The sequence below is a fragment of the Microcoleus sp. N9_B4 genome (assembly GCF_036701635.1).
GTDB lineage: Bacteria > Cyanobacteriota > Cyanobacteriia > Cyanobacteriales > Microcoleaceae > Microcoleus.
This window is the reverse complement of the sequence record NZ_JAUBRC010000074.1, coordinates 1-16,643: the sequence shown is the minus strand read 5'-3', so window position 1 is coordinate 16,643 and position 16,643 is coordinate 1. Positions and strand designations below refer to the sequence as shown.

At 48.1% G+C, this 16,643-nt stretch carries 10 protein-coding genes; 5 read left to right on the top strand and 5 right to left on the bottom strand.

All coding sequences use genetic code 11. The features are described 5' to 3' along the window. Positions 1-57: 57 nt before the first annotated feature. Both dapB and QUA43_RS28950 read left to right on the top strand, forming a co-directional pair. Positions 58-885, top strand: a complete 828-nt coding sequence (gene dapB / locus QUA43_RS28955) for a 4-hydroxy-tetrahydrodipicolinate reductase (RefSeq protein ID WP_333379032.1) — start codon at positions 58-60, stop codon at positions 883-885. 240 nt (positions 886-1,125) lie between these two features. Next, positions 1,126-1,836 carry a phosphate ABC transporter permease gene (locus tag QUA43_RS28950; RefSeq protein ID WP_333379013.1) on the top strand — a complete coding sequence of 237 codons (711 nt, stop codon included), beginning with the start codon at positions 1,126-1,128 and terminating at the stop codon, positions 1,834-1,836. A 301-nt stretch (positions 1,837-2,137) separates the two neighbouring features. On the opposite strand, the gene QUA43_RS28945 is transcribed toward QUA43_RS28950, so the two are convergent. The 4 genes from QUA43_RS28945 to QUA43_RS28930 all read right to left on the bottom strand — a co-directional run bounded on the left by QUA43_RS28945 (position 2,138) and on the right by QUA43_RS28930 (position 11,539). Then, the gene (locus QUA43_RS28945) at positions 2,138-2,761 is read right to left on the bottom strand and encodes a precorrin-8X methylmutase (RefSeq protein WP_333152258.1); all 624 of its coding nucleotides are present in this window, start codon (positions 2,759-2,761) and stop codon (positions 2,138-2,140) included. A gap of 170 nt (positions 2,762-2,931) precedes the next feature. After that, positions 2,932-3,738: a TPM domain-containing protein gene (locus tag QUA43_RS28940; protein WP_333379011.1), complete on the bottom strand. Its 807-nt coding sequence runs from the start codon at positions 3,736-3,738 to the stop codon at positions 2,932-2,934. Positions 3,739-4,049: 311 nt separating this feature from the next. Then, positions 4,050-9,524 carry a WD40 domain-containing protein gene (locus QUA43_RS28935; protein WP_333379009.1) on the bottom strand — a complete coding sequence of 1,825 codons (5,475 nt, stop codon included), beginning with the start codon at positions 9,522-9,524 and terminating at the stop codon, positions 4,050-4,052. 683 nt (positions 9,525-10,207) lie between these two features. Then, a complete protein-coding gene (locus QUA43_RS28930) occupies positions 10,208-11,539 on the bottom strand; it encodes a P-loop NTPase fold protein (protein WP_333379008.1) in 1,332 nt (443 codons plus the stop codon). 338 nt (positions 11,540-11,877) lie between these two features. Between QUA43_RS28930 and QUA43_RS28925 the strand changes: the two genes are divergently transcribed. Both QUA43_RS28925 and ftsZ read left to right on the top strand, forming a co-directional pair. After that, a complete protein-coding gene (locus tag QUA43_RS28925; protein ID WP_333379006.1) occupies positions 11,878-12,780 on the top strand; it encodes an FtsQ-type POTRA domain-containing protein in 903 nt (300 codons plus the stop codon). A gap of 336 nt (positions 12,781-13,116) precedes the next feature. Further along, the gene (gene ftsZ, locus QUA43_RS28920; protein ID WP_333105247.1) at positions 13,117-14,391 is read left to right on the top strand and encodes a cell division protein FtsZ; all 1,275 of its coding nucleotides are present in this window, start codon (positions 13,117-13,119) and stop codon (positions 14,389-14,391) included. A gap of 328 nt (positions 14,392-14,719) precedes the next feature. On the opposite strand, the gene QUA43_RS28915 is transcribed toward ftsZ, so the two are convergent. After that, complete coding sequence (locus QUA43_RS28915) at positions 14,720-15,499, bottom strand: MBL fold metallo-hydrolase (RefSeq protein ID WP_333379004.1); 780 nt, start codon at positions 15,497-15,499, stop codon at positions 14,720-14,722. Positions 15,500-15,682: 183 nt separating this feature from the next. On the opposite strand from QUA43_RS28915, the gene thiD reads away from it, so the two are divergent. Next, a complete protein-coding gene (gene thiD / locus QUA43_RS28910; RefSeq protein ID WP_333379002.1) occupies positions 15,683-16,492 on the top strand; it encodes a bifunctional hydroxymethylpyrimidine kinase/phosphomethylpyrimidine kinase in 810 nt (269 codons plus the stop codon). Positions 16,493-16,643 lie beyond the last annotated feature (151 nt).

Genomic DNA, 16,643 nt, shown 5'->3' with positions numbered 1-16,643 from the left:
CAATTCGCACAAGCGTTAAAATTTAGTCGATCGAACTTTCAGGATATTTTTGAGATGATGGCGAATCAACTTCCGATTCCGGTGATTGTTAACGGTGCTGCGGGCAAAATGGGCCGCGAAGTAATTAAGGCGATCGCCCATGCTAGTGACATGACCTTATTTGGGGCTGTAGACCGCTCTCCTGAGTGCCTCAACGCCGATGCCGGGGAATTAGCCGGATGCGGCCCGTTAGAAGTTCCCATCACGGACGACTTGCAAGGAATGCTGGTATTAGCAGCTCAGGAAAAGCAGTTAGGCGTGATGGTAGATTTTACGCACCCTTCGTCAGTTTATGAAAACGTGCGATCGGCTATAGCTTACGGGGTTCGCCCAGTAGTCGGCACTACCGGATTGAGCAGCAAGCAAATTGAAAACTTAGCTGAATTCGCTGATAAAGCGAGCATCGGCTGTTTGATCATACCCAATTTCTCGATCGGCATGGTTTTGCTCCAACAAGCCGCCGTCACGGCATCTCAGTATTTTGAACACGTAGAAATTATCGAGCTGCACCACAATCAAAAAGCCGACGCCCCCAGCGGTACGGCAATTCAAACTGCCCAAATGTTAGCAGAAATGGGAAAAACTTTCAATCGGCCTGAAGTTGAGGAAACGGAAAAATTAGCCGGAGCTCGAGGTTCTGTGGCCGATGAAGGGATTCGCATTCACAGCATCCGTTTACCTGGTTTAATTGCCCACCAAGAGGTAATTTTTGGCGGCGCCGGTCAAGTTTATACTTTACGACACGATACGAGCGATCGAGCTTGTTATATGCCAGGAGTCTTGCTGTCTATACGCAAAGTCATTGAATTGCGATCGCTCGTTTACGGCCTGGAAAAAATACTATAGGCAATTGGGAATTGGGAATTGGGCATGGGGCATGGGGCATGGGGAATTGGGCATTGGGCATTGGGCATTGCTAATTGCTAATTGTTAATTCCTAATCCCTAATTTCTAGTAAATAACCAATAACCAATAACCAATAACCAATAACCAATAACCAATCACTAATAATCAATAACTAACGCCCCATGCCCCATGCCCCATTCCCCATTCCCCATTCCCATGCCCAATTCCCAATAACTTCCTATGCTAATTCCCTTAACCCGCCAAACATTTCAAGAACTAATTCCCGCCGTCGCCACGGGAGTTCAATACAAATATTGCTGGGGGAAACCGCCCGATTTCTTGAGGAGAATGTTAATCTCTGCGGTTATCGTAATTCTCGTGCTGGTTGTCTACAGCTTCGTCGGTTCCGATGTCGGGCCGCTAGTTTTAATCACCGGATTGATAGCTGGTTTGTACTGGCTATGGGGGCCGATTTTGTGGGCGAGTTTGCGGAATGCAGAATGCCGCAAATATCAATACTGCGGTTTTTGGCAAGGACGAGTTTTGGATATTTACATCACAGATGAAGTCACAAGTCAAGAAGAAACAGTCAATCAAAAAGGACAACTCGTAATAATTGACAACCTAGAACCGCGAATCAACTTAGAAGTTGGCGACAAAACCGGATTTACCACTACACTTCGAGCTCCCTTGCGGAAAGAACACCAAGGAATTGTCCCCGGTCAAGCTGCTTTAATGTTAATCATGTCAAATCAAGAAGATTTAGGCAGAATTGCCAAAGTTTCAGATATTTATATTCCCAGCCGTGACGTGTGGGTGAGCGACTATCCTTATTTACGCAGAGATTTGTTTGTCGAGATGAGCCAGCAAATTAAAAAAGGTAGGAAAAAAGACCGCGATCGAGATAATGACAATAGAAGCACAAAAAGGCGATCGTCCGCTGATTATTAATCTGGGACTTATGCACGGGTGCGTGGGCAGAAACCGGGTTTTTGGGAGATACTTGGTTGTAGTCGCAAATTAAGGTGAAAAACCCGGTTTCTCGGAGCTCATATAAATTCCGTTATTATCGGAATGACAAGCGAGGAGACGGCAGTGCCGTTTCCCTACCGAAAATAATATTGTAGGGAAACGGCACTGCCGTCTCCTAATTTTGGCTAATAATTCCGATGCAACCGGAAATGATCTCACAGATAGAATGACTACTGACTAATAACTAATAACTAATGACTAATGACTGCTGACTTCTCGATCAACTGTTCCCCTCTTGGCCGTAAGCTTGCCAAGCCAAATCCACCAGCCCGTTAACAATAGCCACAGCCACCACCGCAGAACCCTTGCGGCCCTCAATCCGAATGTGAGGAATCATCGAATCGTGCAGCCGCGACTTAGCCACGTCCACCCCCACAAACCCAGAAGGAGTGCCAATCACCAAGGCCGGTCGAATTTCCTCAGATTCAATCAAATCTACGATCGCCGACAAAGCAGTTTGAGCCTGGCCCACCACAAAAATCCCTTCAGGATAGCGTCTTGCCAAAGTTTCAATCCCCCAAGCCGCCCGCGTCCTTTCCTTTTGGGGGCGTGTCAAAGCCTCCATCGAACAGTAAACCGGATTCGCAAAGGTACTTTGGATTTGTGGCGTAATGCCCACCTGCACCATCGGCACATCTACCACGATCGTAGTTCGAGCAGCCAAAGCCGCCGCCCCAGCCTGCAAAGCCTGATCGGAAAAACTAATTAAAGACTTGTACTCAAAATCAGCAGTCGCATAAATCACGCGGCGGACTATTTCGTACTCCGCCGCTGAAAAACCGTGGTCGCCAATTTCGTTATCGATTAATCCCAGACTCTGGGCATCGCTTACGTGCCATTCCATTTGTTGGATAGCTGTCGCCTCTGAGTTGTCAGGTATCAGCTTACCAGCTTTTAGTCATTTGTTGACTGTTGACTGTTGACTGATGACTGTTGACTGTTGACTGTTGACTGATGACTGTTGACTGTTGACTGATGACTGTTGACTGTTGACTGCCAACTGACAACTGCCAACTAAGTTTCCGACGACGAAGAAGATTTGCCCAGCACCGGAGTCAGGAATGCCGCCAAAGCTCCGATCGCAAAACCGGACACATTCCGAACCACAGGCAACCAGTCAGAAGTCCGAGTCACCACAGGCCCAAGTCCGAAAGCGAAAAACAGAATGCCCCACAGCGGCGAAAAAATCAGAGCCCACTGCCAAGCCACAACCTGTCCCGGCTTCCGAGGCTGAGCGGCAAACCCGCAGATGACGCCGCCAACCACCGACGTAATTAACGTCAGAACCCACTGTTCCCTCGGCAAACCGGGAACCACGCGGCATCCGCCCTGACGCAAACAGCCTTCTATCGACTCCAAAGATTCAATAATCGCTCGATCTTCCCCATTGTCCCGCACAAAAAATTGATTACCGTAGCGGGTTTGCAGTTCCACCCAAAAAGTGCGCGGCAGCAGCGGATACAGCGAGTCGCCCACATTAAAATTGAGCAAATTGCCCCCTCGGGGGTCAGCAACTAATAACACACTCTTGTCATCTAGCCCCCAATAGCTTTTGACAGCCAAACCGGGCGTGCGATCGTACTGAGTCAGCACTCGCAATTTCCAGCCGGTTTCGGCTTCAAATGCGTTTAAATTTTTTGCCAAACTTTGTTCTTCAATATCCGTGAGGGCTTTAGCTAAATCAATGATCGGCGTCTGAGTTGACGGCAACAAATCGGGATTGTTGAAAGCGTGGGCCGCAGGTGCGATCGTCCACACGGACAAAGCCAGAAAAAATGCGGCAACAGAGGCTAGAAATTTTCGCGGGAAAAGCTGTGACATAGGAACTTATAATCCGGGTCTTAATTGTGAATGCTAGCTGGCGGTCTTAACCAAAGGATAAGAGAAAACTCATATTTCTTTACAATTATTTACTTTACAGGAAGCCGAGAGCAAGGGGAAGGAAAAAATAGTTTTTGAGAAAGGGAGAGGGGGAGGGGGGAGGGGGAAGGGGGAAGGGGGGAGAAATTAGCGATCGAGATCCTCAAGGGGGTGAGTAACATCGACAATCGACTGCATCCCCCAATCGAAAATCTAAAATCGAAAATCTAAAATCGACTCAATTCCCCAATCGAAAATCTAAAATCTAAAATCTAAAATCGATTTGGTTTTGCCGCCACCCCCTCACAGAGACGCCGATCGCGATCGCTCACATTAGGATTAGTTCTCAGATAATCTCCCACCCAGTCACAGCCCCTCACCAGTAAATCGTCAAGATCCAAATTCCACAAAATCACCCGATTATCCCGGCCCGCAGAAGCCAGAACCTTCCCATCCGGGCTAAAACTCACGCTCATCACGCTATCCTTGTGACCCGTCAAAGTTTTCAGCAAAGTCCCGCTGCGACTCCAAAGCTTCACCTTATGATCGTAACTGCCCGAAGCAACCAACAAACCATCCGGGCTAAAACCCACGCTAGTCACGCTGTCGCTAGAACCCTTCAGCAGCGTCGCCACCAAAGTCCCGTCTACCTTCCACAATTTCACCGAATTGTCGTAACCAGCCGAAGCCAGCATTTTGCCATCAGGGCTAAAAGCAACCCCCAACACAAAACTGTTGTGAGCTCCTTCAAAAGTTCTTAGCAAACGACCATCCCGATTCCAGAGTTTGAGAGTACCATCATCGCTTGCAGAAGCCAGCATTGAGCCGTCGGGACTGAAAGTCACCCCAGTCACCCAGCCTGTGTGTCCCGTCAAAGTCTTAATCAACCTGCCGCTTCTAGTCCAGAGTTTCACAGTCTTATCCTTGCTCGCCGAAGCCAGAACCTCGCTGTCGGGGCTAAAACTCACGCTCATCACGCTGTCGGTGTGGCCGTCGAGAGTGAACAGCACAGAAGGCGAACACGGGAACAGCGGAGCCGAAGGACAAGGGAGAATATTATTCATGCCATCTTCTGTCAAACTCCACACCTTCACCGTTTTGTCGTAACTCCCAGAAGCAAGTAGCTGGCCGTCGGGGCTGAAACTGACGCTGGCGACTCTCTGAGTGTGTCCTTCCAAGGTTTCGAGCAAAACTCCCGTGCGACTCCAGAGTTTGATAGTTTTGTCCGTAGAAGCAGAAGCCAGCCTTTGGCCGTCCGGGCTAAAAGTAACGCCTTGCACCCGGTTTTGGTGTCCGTCGAGGGTTTTGAGCGGCACGTCATCGAGTCGCCACAGCCTGATAGTTTTGTCAAAACTTGCCGAAGCCAAGGTTTTGCCTTCCGGGCTAAAACTCACCTGAGTAACTCGATCGGCGTGTCCCTCAAAAGTTCTCAGTAAGCGACTCTCTGGTTTAATGTTGCTAGCATCGGTTGGGCGTTTGTCGCCAACACCAGCAAGACTCCAGAGTTTGACAGTCCCGTCTGCACTTCCAGAAGCAAGTGTTTGACCGTCGGGGGAGAAACTGACACCAAATACCCACTTGCTGTGTCCCCGCAAAGTTGCTAGCAGTTCAGCTTTTTTTGCTGGTGTTGAATTTTCTCTTGCGGGGTGTTTGAGTGCAGCGATGCTCCAGATTTTCACCGTTTTATCTTCACCGGCACTGGCGATCGTTTCACCATCGGGGGAGAAACTGACGGTGTAAATTTTCGAGGGTTGTCTGTTTTCGCTGTGCCATAAATTAGCGATTAACCGGCCGTCAGAACTCCACAGTTTCACAGTACCGTCATCGCTCGCCACAGCGATTATTTTGCCGTCGCGGCTGAAGCTTAGCCAATTTACGGGAGCAAATTGTTCGATCGTTCGCAGCAGCGTGCCGTCGGTTTTCCAAAGTTTGATAGTTTTGTCTGTAGATCCACTGGCGATCGTTTGACCGTCCGAACTAAAAGCAACGCTGGTAACGCTATTAGTATGCCCTTTGAAAGTTGCCAGCAAACTGCCGTCTGTTTGCCAAATTTTGACAGTTTTATCTAAACTTGCCGAGGCTATGGTTTTGTTGTCGGGACTGAACGCCACACAGGAGACACTGTTAGTGTGGTCTTTGAAAGTTGCCAGCAAACTGCCGTCGCGCCGCCAAAGTTTGACGGTTTTATCTACACTGGAAGAAGCTATTGTTTCGCCGTCTGGACTGAAGCTAAGACCCCAAACTACATCGCCGTGTCCTTCCAAGCGGTTGCGTTCTTTGACTCCATAAACTGCCTGCTGGAGGGCGGCAGAAATCAGAATTTCTGTGTCTTTGAGAGTAGACATTTGTTGGGAGTGTTCGATCTGTTTCCACTTTTTACCAGCTCTCAAACTTTCCATCATGGCGTCAAATTTGTTGTTTGAGAAATACAGTGCTTCAGAAGCTGCTGTCAGGGTACTGATTTCGGCTCGCTGAGTTTGAGCGACAGCTAGCTGTTTTTGACCCACAGCCCGCCACCAAAAATTTACGGCGGCGATGGTGGAACTGGTTAGCAGCATGACGCCGATCACTGCTACTCCCAGCAGTTGTTTGAGAAAAGTATTGGCTCGGTAGAGCTGTGCTTGACTCATTTTTTTGTCTGCTTCTGCTTTGTGCAGTCTGGCTTCTAAGCCGAATCTTTGGCGGATTGGTCGCACTAAATAGTCGTGTACCAATTGATAGCGGTCTTCGGGCGCCTCCCGTAGCAGAAATAGCAAACCGTGACCAACTAAAATGTCTAAAATTAAGTCGAGGTTGTCGGTTTTATTTGGTCGGATTTCAGGGTCTTTTGCGAACTGTCGCTGTAGGGAAATTCTGTTTCTGCCGATCGCCGAGAATTCAGTTTCGCGGGCATCGGCTGGCTGCGGGCCTGTAACTAACGAGAGTTCGTGTTTGGTTTTTATCAGTCGAACGCCTCTTTCATCTGTCAGGGAAAACAAGATTTTCCAAGCTGCGTCTTCGTTAACGGGCCCGCAGTCAGAGATGACTCTTTCGAGCGATCGTTTCACTAATTCTGCTTTGGGATTGTCCCCCAACTGCTGGTATTGTGCTAGACTGGTAATACCTTCTTCTTGCAGTTGCGCTCCTACTACCTGCAATTCGATTGGTCGCACTTCTTGCAGTTCGTCTGCTAAATCTTCTACGAAGGCATCGATCAGTGCCGGCTCTAAATAAAATTCCGCTCGTTCTGTTAAGTGTCCGATGACAGCCCGCGCGTCTTTGATAGAAAAACTCCGCAGTTGGTAGCGGATGCTTTTGTCGAGAATATTATTGTTAATAGCGTCAAGATTTGGGAAGCGATCGCAATCTAGTAAGTAGTGCAAATAATCTTCCCGCAAGCACAGAATTATCTTGACATAAGGCAAGTTCAAAAACAAACGCAAAAAATTATAAAAAAGTTGTCTTTGTGCCACTGAAGTCGAAACAAAGAAAAACTCTTCAAATTGATCAAAAATCAGCACGGTCAACAAATTATTTGTGGCATTTTCGCGCAACTGCTCTATAATAAAAGAAGAGACTTCCGAACTGCGAGCAGGAATAACCGAGCAACTTTTTTTGTGGATTTCCTGTAGTCCTTTGGAGATTAATTTACTTTCCTCTTCGGCTTGTTTGTCGTACAGTGCGCTGTTCAAAGCATTTTCTAACTCCACCAGCCAGTCGGTATAAACTTTGACTACTACCGGCAATGTATCCCGCGCGCCCGGAGTAATATTTTTCAAAGCTGGTACTAAGCCGGCATTGACTAGAGAACTTTTCCCGACTCCGCTGGGCCCGTGAATAATAGTTAATTTATGGTCGTCCCTGCTAATTCTTTCTAGCAAGCTATTGATATCTGTTTGGCGCGAGTAAGCTGTCATGGAGGCTGCGATGGCAGCTTGGTTTTGAGCTGAGGGGCCTGAAGGATTGACCGCTTGGCGCTGCTGCTGCAGTTGGCTGGCTCCGATAAAAGCTCTAAATCCGTATTGATATTCGATCGAACGCTGGCTTTTTTTAATCCGAAACGCTTTAAGATACTCTCCCTGCTCGAAATAAACCGCTTGCAATTCCGTCAAAATATCTATGTAAAGTCGGGGGTCGTACTTCGGCTCGCTTTGAGATTGAGCCAACTCCAAAGAATGAACCGCCGCTTCCCACTGGCCTAACTGCCGCAAACTTCGGGCTAAAAGTAAAAGATACGAACTCCTGTCGGATTTGGGATGTTGAATTTTAGATTTGGGTTCGTTACTTGACTCATTAGATCCCACAAATTCTGGATAATTTCCCTCAAACCCCAATCTCAAATCTTCAATCAGTAATCTCAAATCATTAGGCGTTTGATCCAAAATCGCCAAAGCCAACTCGGCTAGCTGGCGGGCTTGACTCCACCTCGACTGTTGCAGGGCAACTTCAGCCAAAAAGCCGTAATCTTGAGCTAGTTGGCTGGGAGTACCGTAAGTGAAGTGCAACTGCAAAGAATTTTCAGCTAATGCTTGCAACTCTCCCCAAGCTTTCAAGCGCTGCAGCACTTCTCCGAGGTGTGCTGTCACCTCAGCTACCAATTCCGGGCGTGAGGCAAGGGAGAAAGCGTTTCTAGATTTTTCCAGGCTAATCCAAGCTTGTTCCCAGTGCTGGCGGTTGGCTACCGGGTTTCTGGCTGCTTGCAAGCGGTGACACAGGGCTATGTGAAACAGCACTATGCCTTCTCTCTCTAAAAATAAAATTTTGGGGACAGGATTCGACAAGGAGGAGAAGGTTTCTGGGTTTTCGGAAGGTTCCAAGTTTGCCAGTTCCCAGTTGCCCGTTTTCTGCTGCCAAAATACTAAACTTTCTTGGTAGTGAATTAAGGCAGTTTCGGTTTGGTCGCTGACATAGTAATCTCTACCGAGAACGAATTCCAGGCTGGCTTTGAGGGCGGGTTCTAATTCTTCACCGCGATTTTGTAAATCTCTTAAAGCTAATTCTAGTTCTCGGCGTGGCAAAGAGCCGATCGCCAAATCGAAGGTATTGCCCGGACTCAATGGCGAATAGGAGTGGATATCTGATTGTCGTCGGTTTTGGGGCCGTGAGTTAAAAGTTAGAAAGCGTTCTCCCGGGCTGATTTCGCGCTCCAGGCCGCGTTTTTCGGACGGGGTTTCGCAGGTCTCACCATTAGGGATGGTGCTGACGGTGCTGCTGGCGAGTGCTTGATTGAGTTCGCCTATTTTAAATATAGTATCGGCCCGCCTAGCGAGAAAATTAATTAATTCGTCAACGCCCATTTCAAATTTAATTGTGGCGGCGGCCCAACTTTTGAAATCCGGGGCCAGACGAATCATTTTGGTCACGATGTCATCTGTTACCCACAAAATCACTGGGCAGGAAAAATTTTTGCGAAATTCGTCTCGCACTTGATTGGTAGAGGCCATCAGTTCGTCGATCGCTACTACTGTTTCTAAACCAAATACCATCAAAGCCGAGGCAGAAACCACAGGCGAGTACCCCTCCTGGAAAGTGCTTGCCTGCAGAGTAGTGTAAAGGGTTTTGACGGAAGCTGGCAGGACGAGATCTTGAATTGGAACTGGGGACACTTCTCGCAGCCGCTGCGCTATTTGCTGCCGCAACTGCTCGTAGTTGCAGCGCACCAAAATTAGCGAGAATTGGTGTTGAGACATTGTGATGGATCTGACCAGAGTTTTGAGCGAGCGCTCGTTGTAGTTGGCAGTTTCTTGTACCTTAATTAGATCGGTCATGCGTGCACCTCTTTTGCATTAATCAATTACCTAACGCTCGCTAATCGTGACTGAAACCGTATCTACTTAGACATCGCCGTCTCTGTATGACGCCTTATCTCTGTATAAACACTTAGTTTTCCGTACTTCTCCTATCAATACTTACATAGTTATTAGATTCAATGTAAAGATATCATACCTCTCAATCTCAGAGAATGCTAGACTTCCCAATAAAAATTTAAGCCCACCTAAGATTTTTTGATTCAGCTATATATAAAGGACTACCGATCATAAATAGCCAACTGCTAAGTTCACGATCGTACCGACGGCTAGCTATTAGTAAACAACTCCGATATATCTGTAGCAGGCATTTAGCACAACCCCAAAAAAAAATGTCGTCCGGGATGGGATTATGTGAAATTAAGAGCAACAGGTAAAAACAGAAATAGGGGGTATGACATTGCAGATATGAGAGTTGAGAGTGGGCAAAGTCCTTAGTGGTGGCAAAGTTTTACACGACAATAACATTCACCGCCTATAGCCAGCATTCAACAGAAATCAGCCAGTGGCAAAAACCGCTGACTGATTTCTTTATTGGATTGTAAGATTTCGGAGTTGTGAGCGATGAATTTTCAGTTAAATACTTTCTAAGTCCCTCGTGGTTAAGGGTTCTTAGAGTCACGAAGCTATCTCAAAAATCCCAACTATTTTGCTTCAGTGCGCTGCAGCCACTCCTTATATTTTCTGGTTTCTGCTAGGGCTGGATTAATCCCAAACCAACGACCTTCTTGATCGCGGTATTCAAAGACAAACATACTTCGCAACAAAATTTGAGACTCTTCTTCGCCGGTTACACTTTGTCGCTTGACGACTTGAAACAGCAATTCCCATTCCATGTCATTGATGGCTCCCAAAAGGTCATCGCGATATTCTTGAATGACGCTTTCGAGGCATTCGCGAGAGAAGGGAGGGTCTTCGTGCTGCAAACAGCTATACAAAAGCATCAGTAGATTGCGAACGTGACCGCCACTAATCCGGCAAAGCCGATCTAAAGTTTCGGGAGAGTCAAATACCTGGGAAATCAAATCAATGCGTTGATCGGGAGCAACTGCGGGGAAAGCTCTAGCTAATACTAGCTGTCGCAGCAGTGCCATTCCTTCGAGGTGGTCGTCGCCCGATCGCATTTGCACCGGTACCATCGGCATCACCTTGGGTTTGACTCCAAATCGACTGGCGAGGCGTCCGAAGTCGTTGGAAAAAATCAAAGTCAATGGAATCGTGTAGACGACGTGGCAATTGAGTTTTTTCAACTGTTCGCCACGGTCTAAAAACAAGTATTCTGGCTGGGTGCGTCCGCTGGGTTTGAGGGAGGCATCGAGGCGATCGAGGTTATCAACGATGACTGCGAGCCCTTTTTTGCCTTGCTGTTTAAGTTCAGCGTTAGCTTTGTTGAGGAGTTCTTCGTTGATCGACTGCAAAATGCTGTTGGTGCGGGGTTCGAGATATTGCCTAAGTTGCGATCGCAGTTTGGGAGAGTCTTTAGTTTTAGCAGTCACTCTAGCAATGCCTACAGATAACTCGGCTTCCGCTGACAAATCTATGGGAGTCTGCAAAAATTCTGCCACTTCTGCAAACAGATTGGTAAAATAGCTCGGTCTGAGTTTGATTTTAGCGGATTCCATAGTTTCGCTGACTTGGCGCGCAATGCTCAGCAAAATATCGCTGATGTCTACATCCCCCATGTCTAAGTCTTGGGAAGACTCGAAGTAAACGACACAAAAACCCTCTTGCTCTAACTCAGCTTTTAGTCGAAACAATTCCGTAGATTTGCCACAACCGATATGTCCTGTAAATAGCTGACAGGTTGGCTCGTTGGGGGAGATTCGGGTAATGGTTCGCTGTAAAGATTCAATGATTTTGCCGCCACGCACGGAACCAAAATCAATGTAGTATTGATAATCTCCTGGGTCTCCAGCAACAAGGGTCTTGCTCGGGTTGCAGGCTTTATAGAATCTGTCTAATTCGAGTGCGATCACAATTGAAGCCGAATAAAAGTTAAAAAAGTTAATCGAAAGTCTAAACTTTCTTTAGTTGAGTTTAGTTTGATTTGTAACCTTTTGCCCTGTGGGGTAATGCCCTAAATACCCAAAGAACCTTGCTCTGATAAGGGGTTTTCCCGGCGCTGCAATTGGGAATTTTTAATTAATAATTTTTTATTACTTATCGGGATCAGTGATATTACTGATATTGGCAGGAGTCTGGGTAAATTTGCGGGGATCTGGTTAAATGGTAGGGGAAAACAGGGTTCAAGAGAGAGAGATTAAACAGTTTTGAATTTGTGCTAATCCTTAATTACTATATTGTCAAGAGGTAGATGGCTAGTTTTGGAGCGGTTTCTCAAACAGAGTTAGGGCGCAGGCGCCAAAAGTTGCGGCAGCAGAGGCGCGCTCGATTGGCGGCTGTTGTGTGGCAAATGCTGGCAGCGAGCGCAATGGCTGGAGGTTTGCTGTGGTGGATTGCTCAGCCGGCTTGGTTAATTGCCCGATCGGAACAAGTGAAGGTGGAAGGCAATCAGTGGCTGTCGGATAAGGCGGTGCGGTCTTTGGTGCCGCTGTCTTACCCGCAGTCGCTGTGGGGGATTCAACCGCAGGCCCTGGCCGAAAAGCTGGAGTCAACGGGGCCCATCGCCAAAGCGAAGGTGACTCGTAACTTGTTTCCCCCGAGTTTGACTGTAGAAGTGGCAGAACGCCTGCCGGTGGCGGTGGCGCAGCCGACAGCGGTGTTGAGATCGAACAGTGACAAGGAAAAAGTGGGGTGGCTGGACGCTCGCGGAGGTTGGATGCCGTCGGATAGTTATACTGCTGTACGATCGCACAATAGTTCGATCGGGCCCGGCAGCATTCCGGGAACGCAGCCTCAGCGTTCTTTGCCAACTTTAAAAGTGATCGGGCCTTTGGAACAGTATCGCGCGTCTTGGCCGAAGTTTTACCAAGGACTCAGCGGCTTGACGGTGAAAGTGTTTGAGATTAATTGGCAAAACCCGAACAACTTGATCTTGAAAACAGAGATCGGTACCGTACACTTAGGGCCGTACAGTTCCAAGACTGCGGAGCAACTTAAGGTTTTAGACCGAATGCGACAATTGCCAAAACAGCTAGATTCAAGCAAAATAGCCTACATTGACTTGAAAAATCCTGCTTCGCCGATCGTCCATTTGCCAGAACTCCCCCCCAGTTTGGAGAGTTCCACTCCCGCACCCACTCGCACCCAGAATTGATTCTCTGTCAACAGAAGGTAGAAGGTATCGATGGATAGGTAGAATTTTTAGCCATCAGGATCGATACGCAGGGCTTGAAATCAGCACAGTTTTTGGATAGCGCTCCGCGTCTGGGGCTAGTATCCATTTTTTTTCCTTCTGACGCAGCTTACAACTGCGTTAATCCGGTCAAGTACCTGGATGGCGTCCAGCGAGGTCTGGGCTAGCGAGATCGGCCAAATCCGAGATTGCTAACATTAAGCATCGACCAGTGTTAGTTTTTCGCGCAACTTAGCCTATAGTTGATTGTGAATTGGCGTTTAGTTAACAAGCTGTAATCTACTATCCCCGACTCTAATGAAGCTTAATAATAGACAGGGGTCTGACCAAGACAGTCCCCCTTCGGAAGAAGTAAAAAATTTTCCGGTGGCTGCAGATTCCGCCAATCCCTTTAGACGCAAGTCTGGTTATGTAAATGTAGATAGTATTGATATCGATCCTATGGTCAATCCCAAAGACATAATGCCCAGCAGTGCCGCGAAAATCAAAGTAATTGGCGTCGGCGGCGGTGGGGGCAACGCCGTTAACCGGATGATTGCTAGCGAGGTTTCTGGTGTCGAGTTTTGGTGCGTGAATACAGATTCCCAAGCTCTGGTTCTCTCAAATGCTCCGAAACGCTTGCAAGTCGGACAGAAATTGACGCGCGGTTTGGGGGCCGGGGGCAATCCGGCGATCGGTCAAAAGGCTGCGGAGGAATCCCGCGATGAAGTTGCTAATGCTCTGAATCATGCGGATTTGGTATTTATCACGGCCGGCATGGGCGGTGGTACAGGCACGGGCGCGGCTCCGATCGTGGCTGAGGTCGCTAAGGAAATGGGCGCCTTGACTGTGGGCATAGTGACGCGGCCTTTCACGTTTGAGGGACGGCGGCGCACCAGCCAAGCTGAGGAAGGAATCGCGGCTTTGCAAACCCGCGTAGATACGCTGATCGTAATTCCTAACGACAAGCTGCTGTCTGTGATTTCGGAACAAATGCCTGTACAAGAGGCTTTTCGAGTTGCTGACGATATCCTGCGCCAAGGGGTTCAGGGTATTTCTGACATTATTACTATTCCCGGTTTGGTGAATGTTGACTTTGCTGACGTGCGGGCAGTAATGGCTGATGCGGGTTCGGCTTTGATGGGCATCGGCGTGGGTTCTGGCAAGTCGCGGGCTAGGGAGGCTGCGATGCAGGCTATTTCTTCGCCTCTGCTGGAAGCTTCGTCTATTGAGGGCGCTAGAGGTGTGGTGTTTAACATCACGGGCGGTACTGACATGACGCTGCATGAGGTGAATGCGGCGGCTGAGACGATTTACGAGGTTGTCGATCCGAATGCCAATATTATTTTTGGAGCGGTGATTGACGAGCGGCTTCAGGGCGAAATTAAGATTACTGTGATCGCTACTGGTTTTTCGGGAGAAGTTGCGGCGTCTCCGCCTCCGGGGCGGACGCAGAATGTTAATGCTCCTTGGCGGGCTGCAACTGTGCCGGTGACTCCTGCTCAACAGACGCCCGATCCGAAAGCGAAACCGCCGCAGGATTTGGGATTGGATATTCCTGAGTTTTTGCGTAACCGTCGCCCGCCAAGATGATTAGATATCTTGCTCTCGTCAAATTCACCCCCCTTAGTCCCCCCTTATTAAGGGGGGAAACAAGAATAATCTTGCCCCCTCCCCGCGACTTCGGGGAGGGTTGGGGTGGGGTGCATTGTATTTTTGCAAGAGTTCTATTTTAGATTTTAGATTTTAGATTGGGGATTTTGCGATTTTGGATTTTAGATTTTGGATTGAATCTCCAATCTCCAATCTCCAATCTAAAAAATCTCCAATCTCCAATCTAGAAAATCGAACATCTCCAATCTCCCATCTAAAAAATCTAAAATATCGAGCATCTCAAATCAAAATCTAAAAAATCTAAAATCTAAAATCTAAAATCTAAAATCTCCAAGGTTTGGCCTGGTTCGGGTTCGAGGAGTTGGGTGGAGAGTCCCGATTTTGCTAGTAAATCGCGAAATTCGGGGATGCTGCCGATCGATCGCACTAACTTTGGTAAAATTCCTGTGGCTCGGATGTCTCCCGCCGCTGTAGGCAGGAAAAACCGAGGTTTGAGTGTTTGGGCAAGCTTCAGGGCTTCAGAAGGGCCGATGATGACTTGTCCGAGGAATGGGAAGATTTGACCGATGACTGGGGCGATCGCTACGTCTACTGTGTCTATTTTCTGTTTTACTTTTTCTAATGGTGGCAGGTGCGGTTCGTAATAAAGTGTCTCGCCACTGCTTAAATCTTTTAGCAAATAGCCGTTTTCTTCTTGTCCGGGCTGGACTTCGGCTCCGGGTACGGCGGTAATTTGTAACTTTTCTTGATAATTAAATTCTTGCCAATTAGCTAAAGATGTGATGTTCGTGTAGCCTAAACTGCTGAGGACTTTGGCGGCGGTTGGTGAGGCGATCGCGGGAATAGTGCGATCGAGCTTTTCGAGTGTTGGTCTGTGACAGTGGTCGTCTAATCCTTGGGAAATTAGGATGAGGTCGATCGGCGGTAAGGTGCTGGGAGTGAAGGCGACGGGGGTGTTGTGGTAGGCGGTGAACAGCCAGGGTTGACCGTAAAATACCAGCGGATCGACCAGCCAGGGATCGACGAGGATGGTTTGGCCTGCAATGTGGAAGATCCAAGAGTTGAGGTCGATGCGGGTGATTTTCACAGTTGTTTGCAATAATTCTTTACATTTGGTTTAATCATAGCTAATTTTGTTTGGGAATTTTAACCCCTTCGGAAGCACAGGCGGGACGCCCGTGCCACGGGAAGCACAGGCGGGACGCCCGTGCCACAGATATGATTGGGATTTGTCTGGTTCAAGTTGGCGTTTATCTGCGGCTGAAAGAAGATGATTAAATCGAAGATTCCTGTGGCTTTGACTGTGGCTGGTTCGGATAGTGGCGGTGGGGCTGGGATTCAGGCGGATTTGCGGACTTTTGCGTTTCACTGCGTGCACGGTACGAGTGCTTTGACTTGCGTGACGGCTCAAAATACTTTGGGGGTGATGCGAGTTGATGCTTTGTCTGCTGAGGCTGTGGCGGCTCAAATTGAGGCGGTAGTGGGGGATATTGGGGTGGATGCTATGAAGACTGGGATGCTGTTGAACCTGGAAATTATGGCGGCGGTGGCTTCACAGGTTGAGGTTTTGGGAATAGGGAATTTGGTTGTCGATCCGGTGATGGTTTCACGATCGGGCGATCGATTGATTGACGAGGGGGCGATCGCATTTTTGCAGGATGTTTTGATTCCCATGGCTGCTGTCGTGACTCCGAATCGCTTTGAAGCTCAAATTTTGAGCGGTTTGCAGATTGATTCTGTGGATGATATGCGATCGGCGGCGCAGCAGATTTATCGTTTGGGTGCGAAAGCTGTTTTGGTGAAAGGCGGCGGGATGGCGGGAGATTTGCGGGGAATTGATGTTTGGTTTGACGGTAGGCGGTTGGATGTGTTGAAGACTGAGAATGTTGATACTGGGAATACTCACGGGACTGGTTGTACTTTGAGTGCTGCGATCGCCGCTAATTTGGCTTTGGGTAAAGATTTGTTTTCGGCGGTGACATTGGCTAAGGATTATGTGACTACTGCTCTCAAATATGCTTTGGATATTGGGGAAGGTCAAGGCCCAGTAGGGCATTTTTTCCCGCTTTTACTGAAATAAGAAGTCATTGGTTATTGGTTATTTGTTATTGGTTATTGGTTATTTGTTTGTTGCTCGCTTGGGCCTGCTAATAACCAATAACAACTGTCAACTGTCAACTGTCAACTGTCAACTGTCAACTGTCAACTGTCAACTGTCAACTGTCAACTGT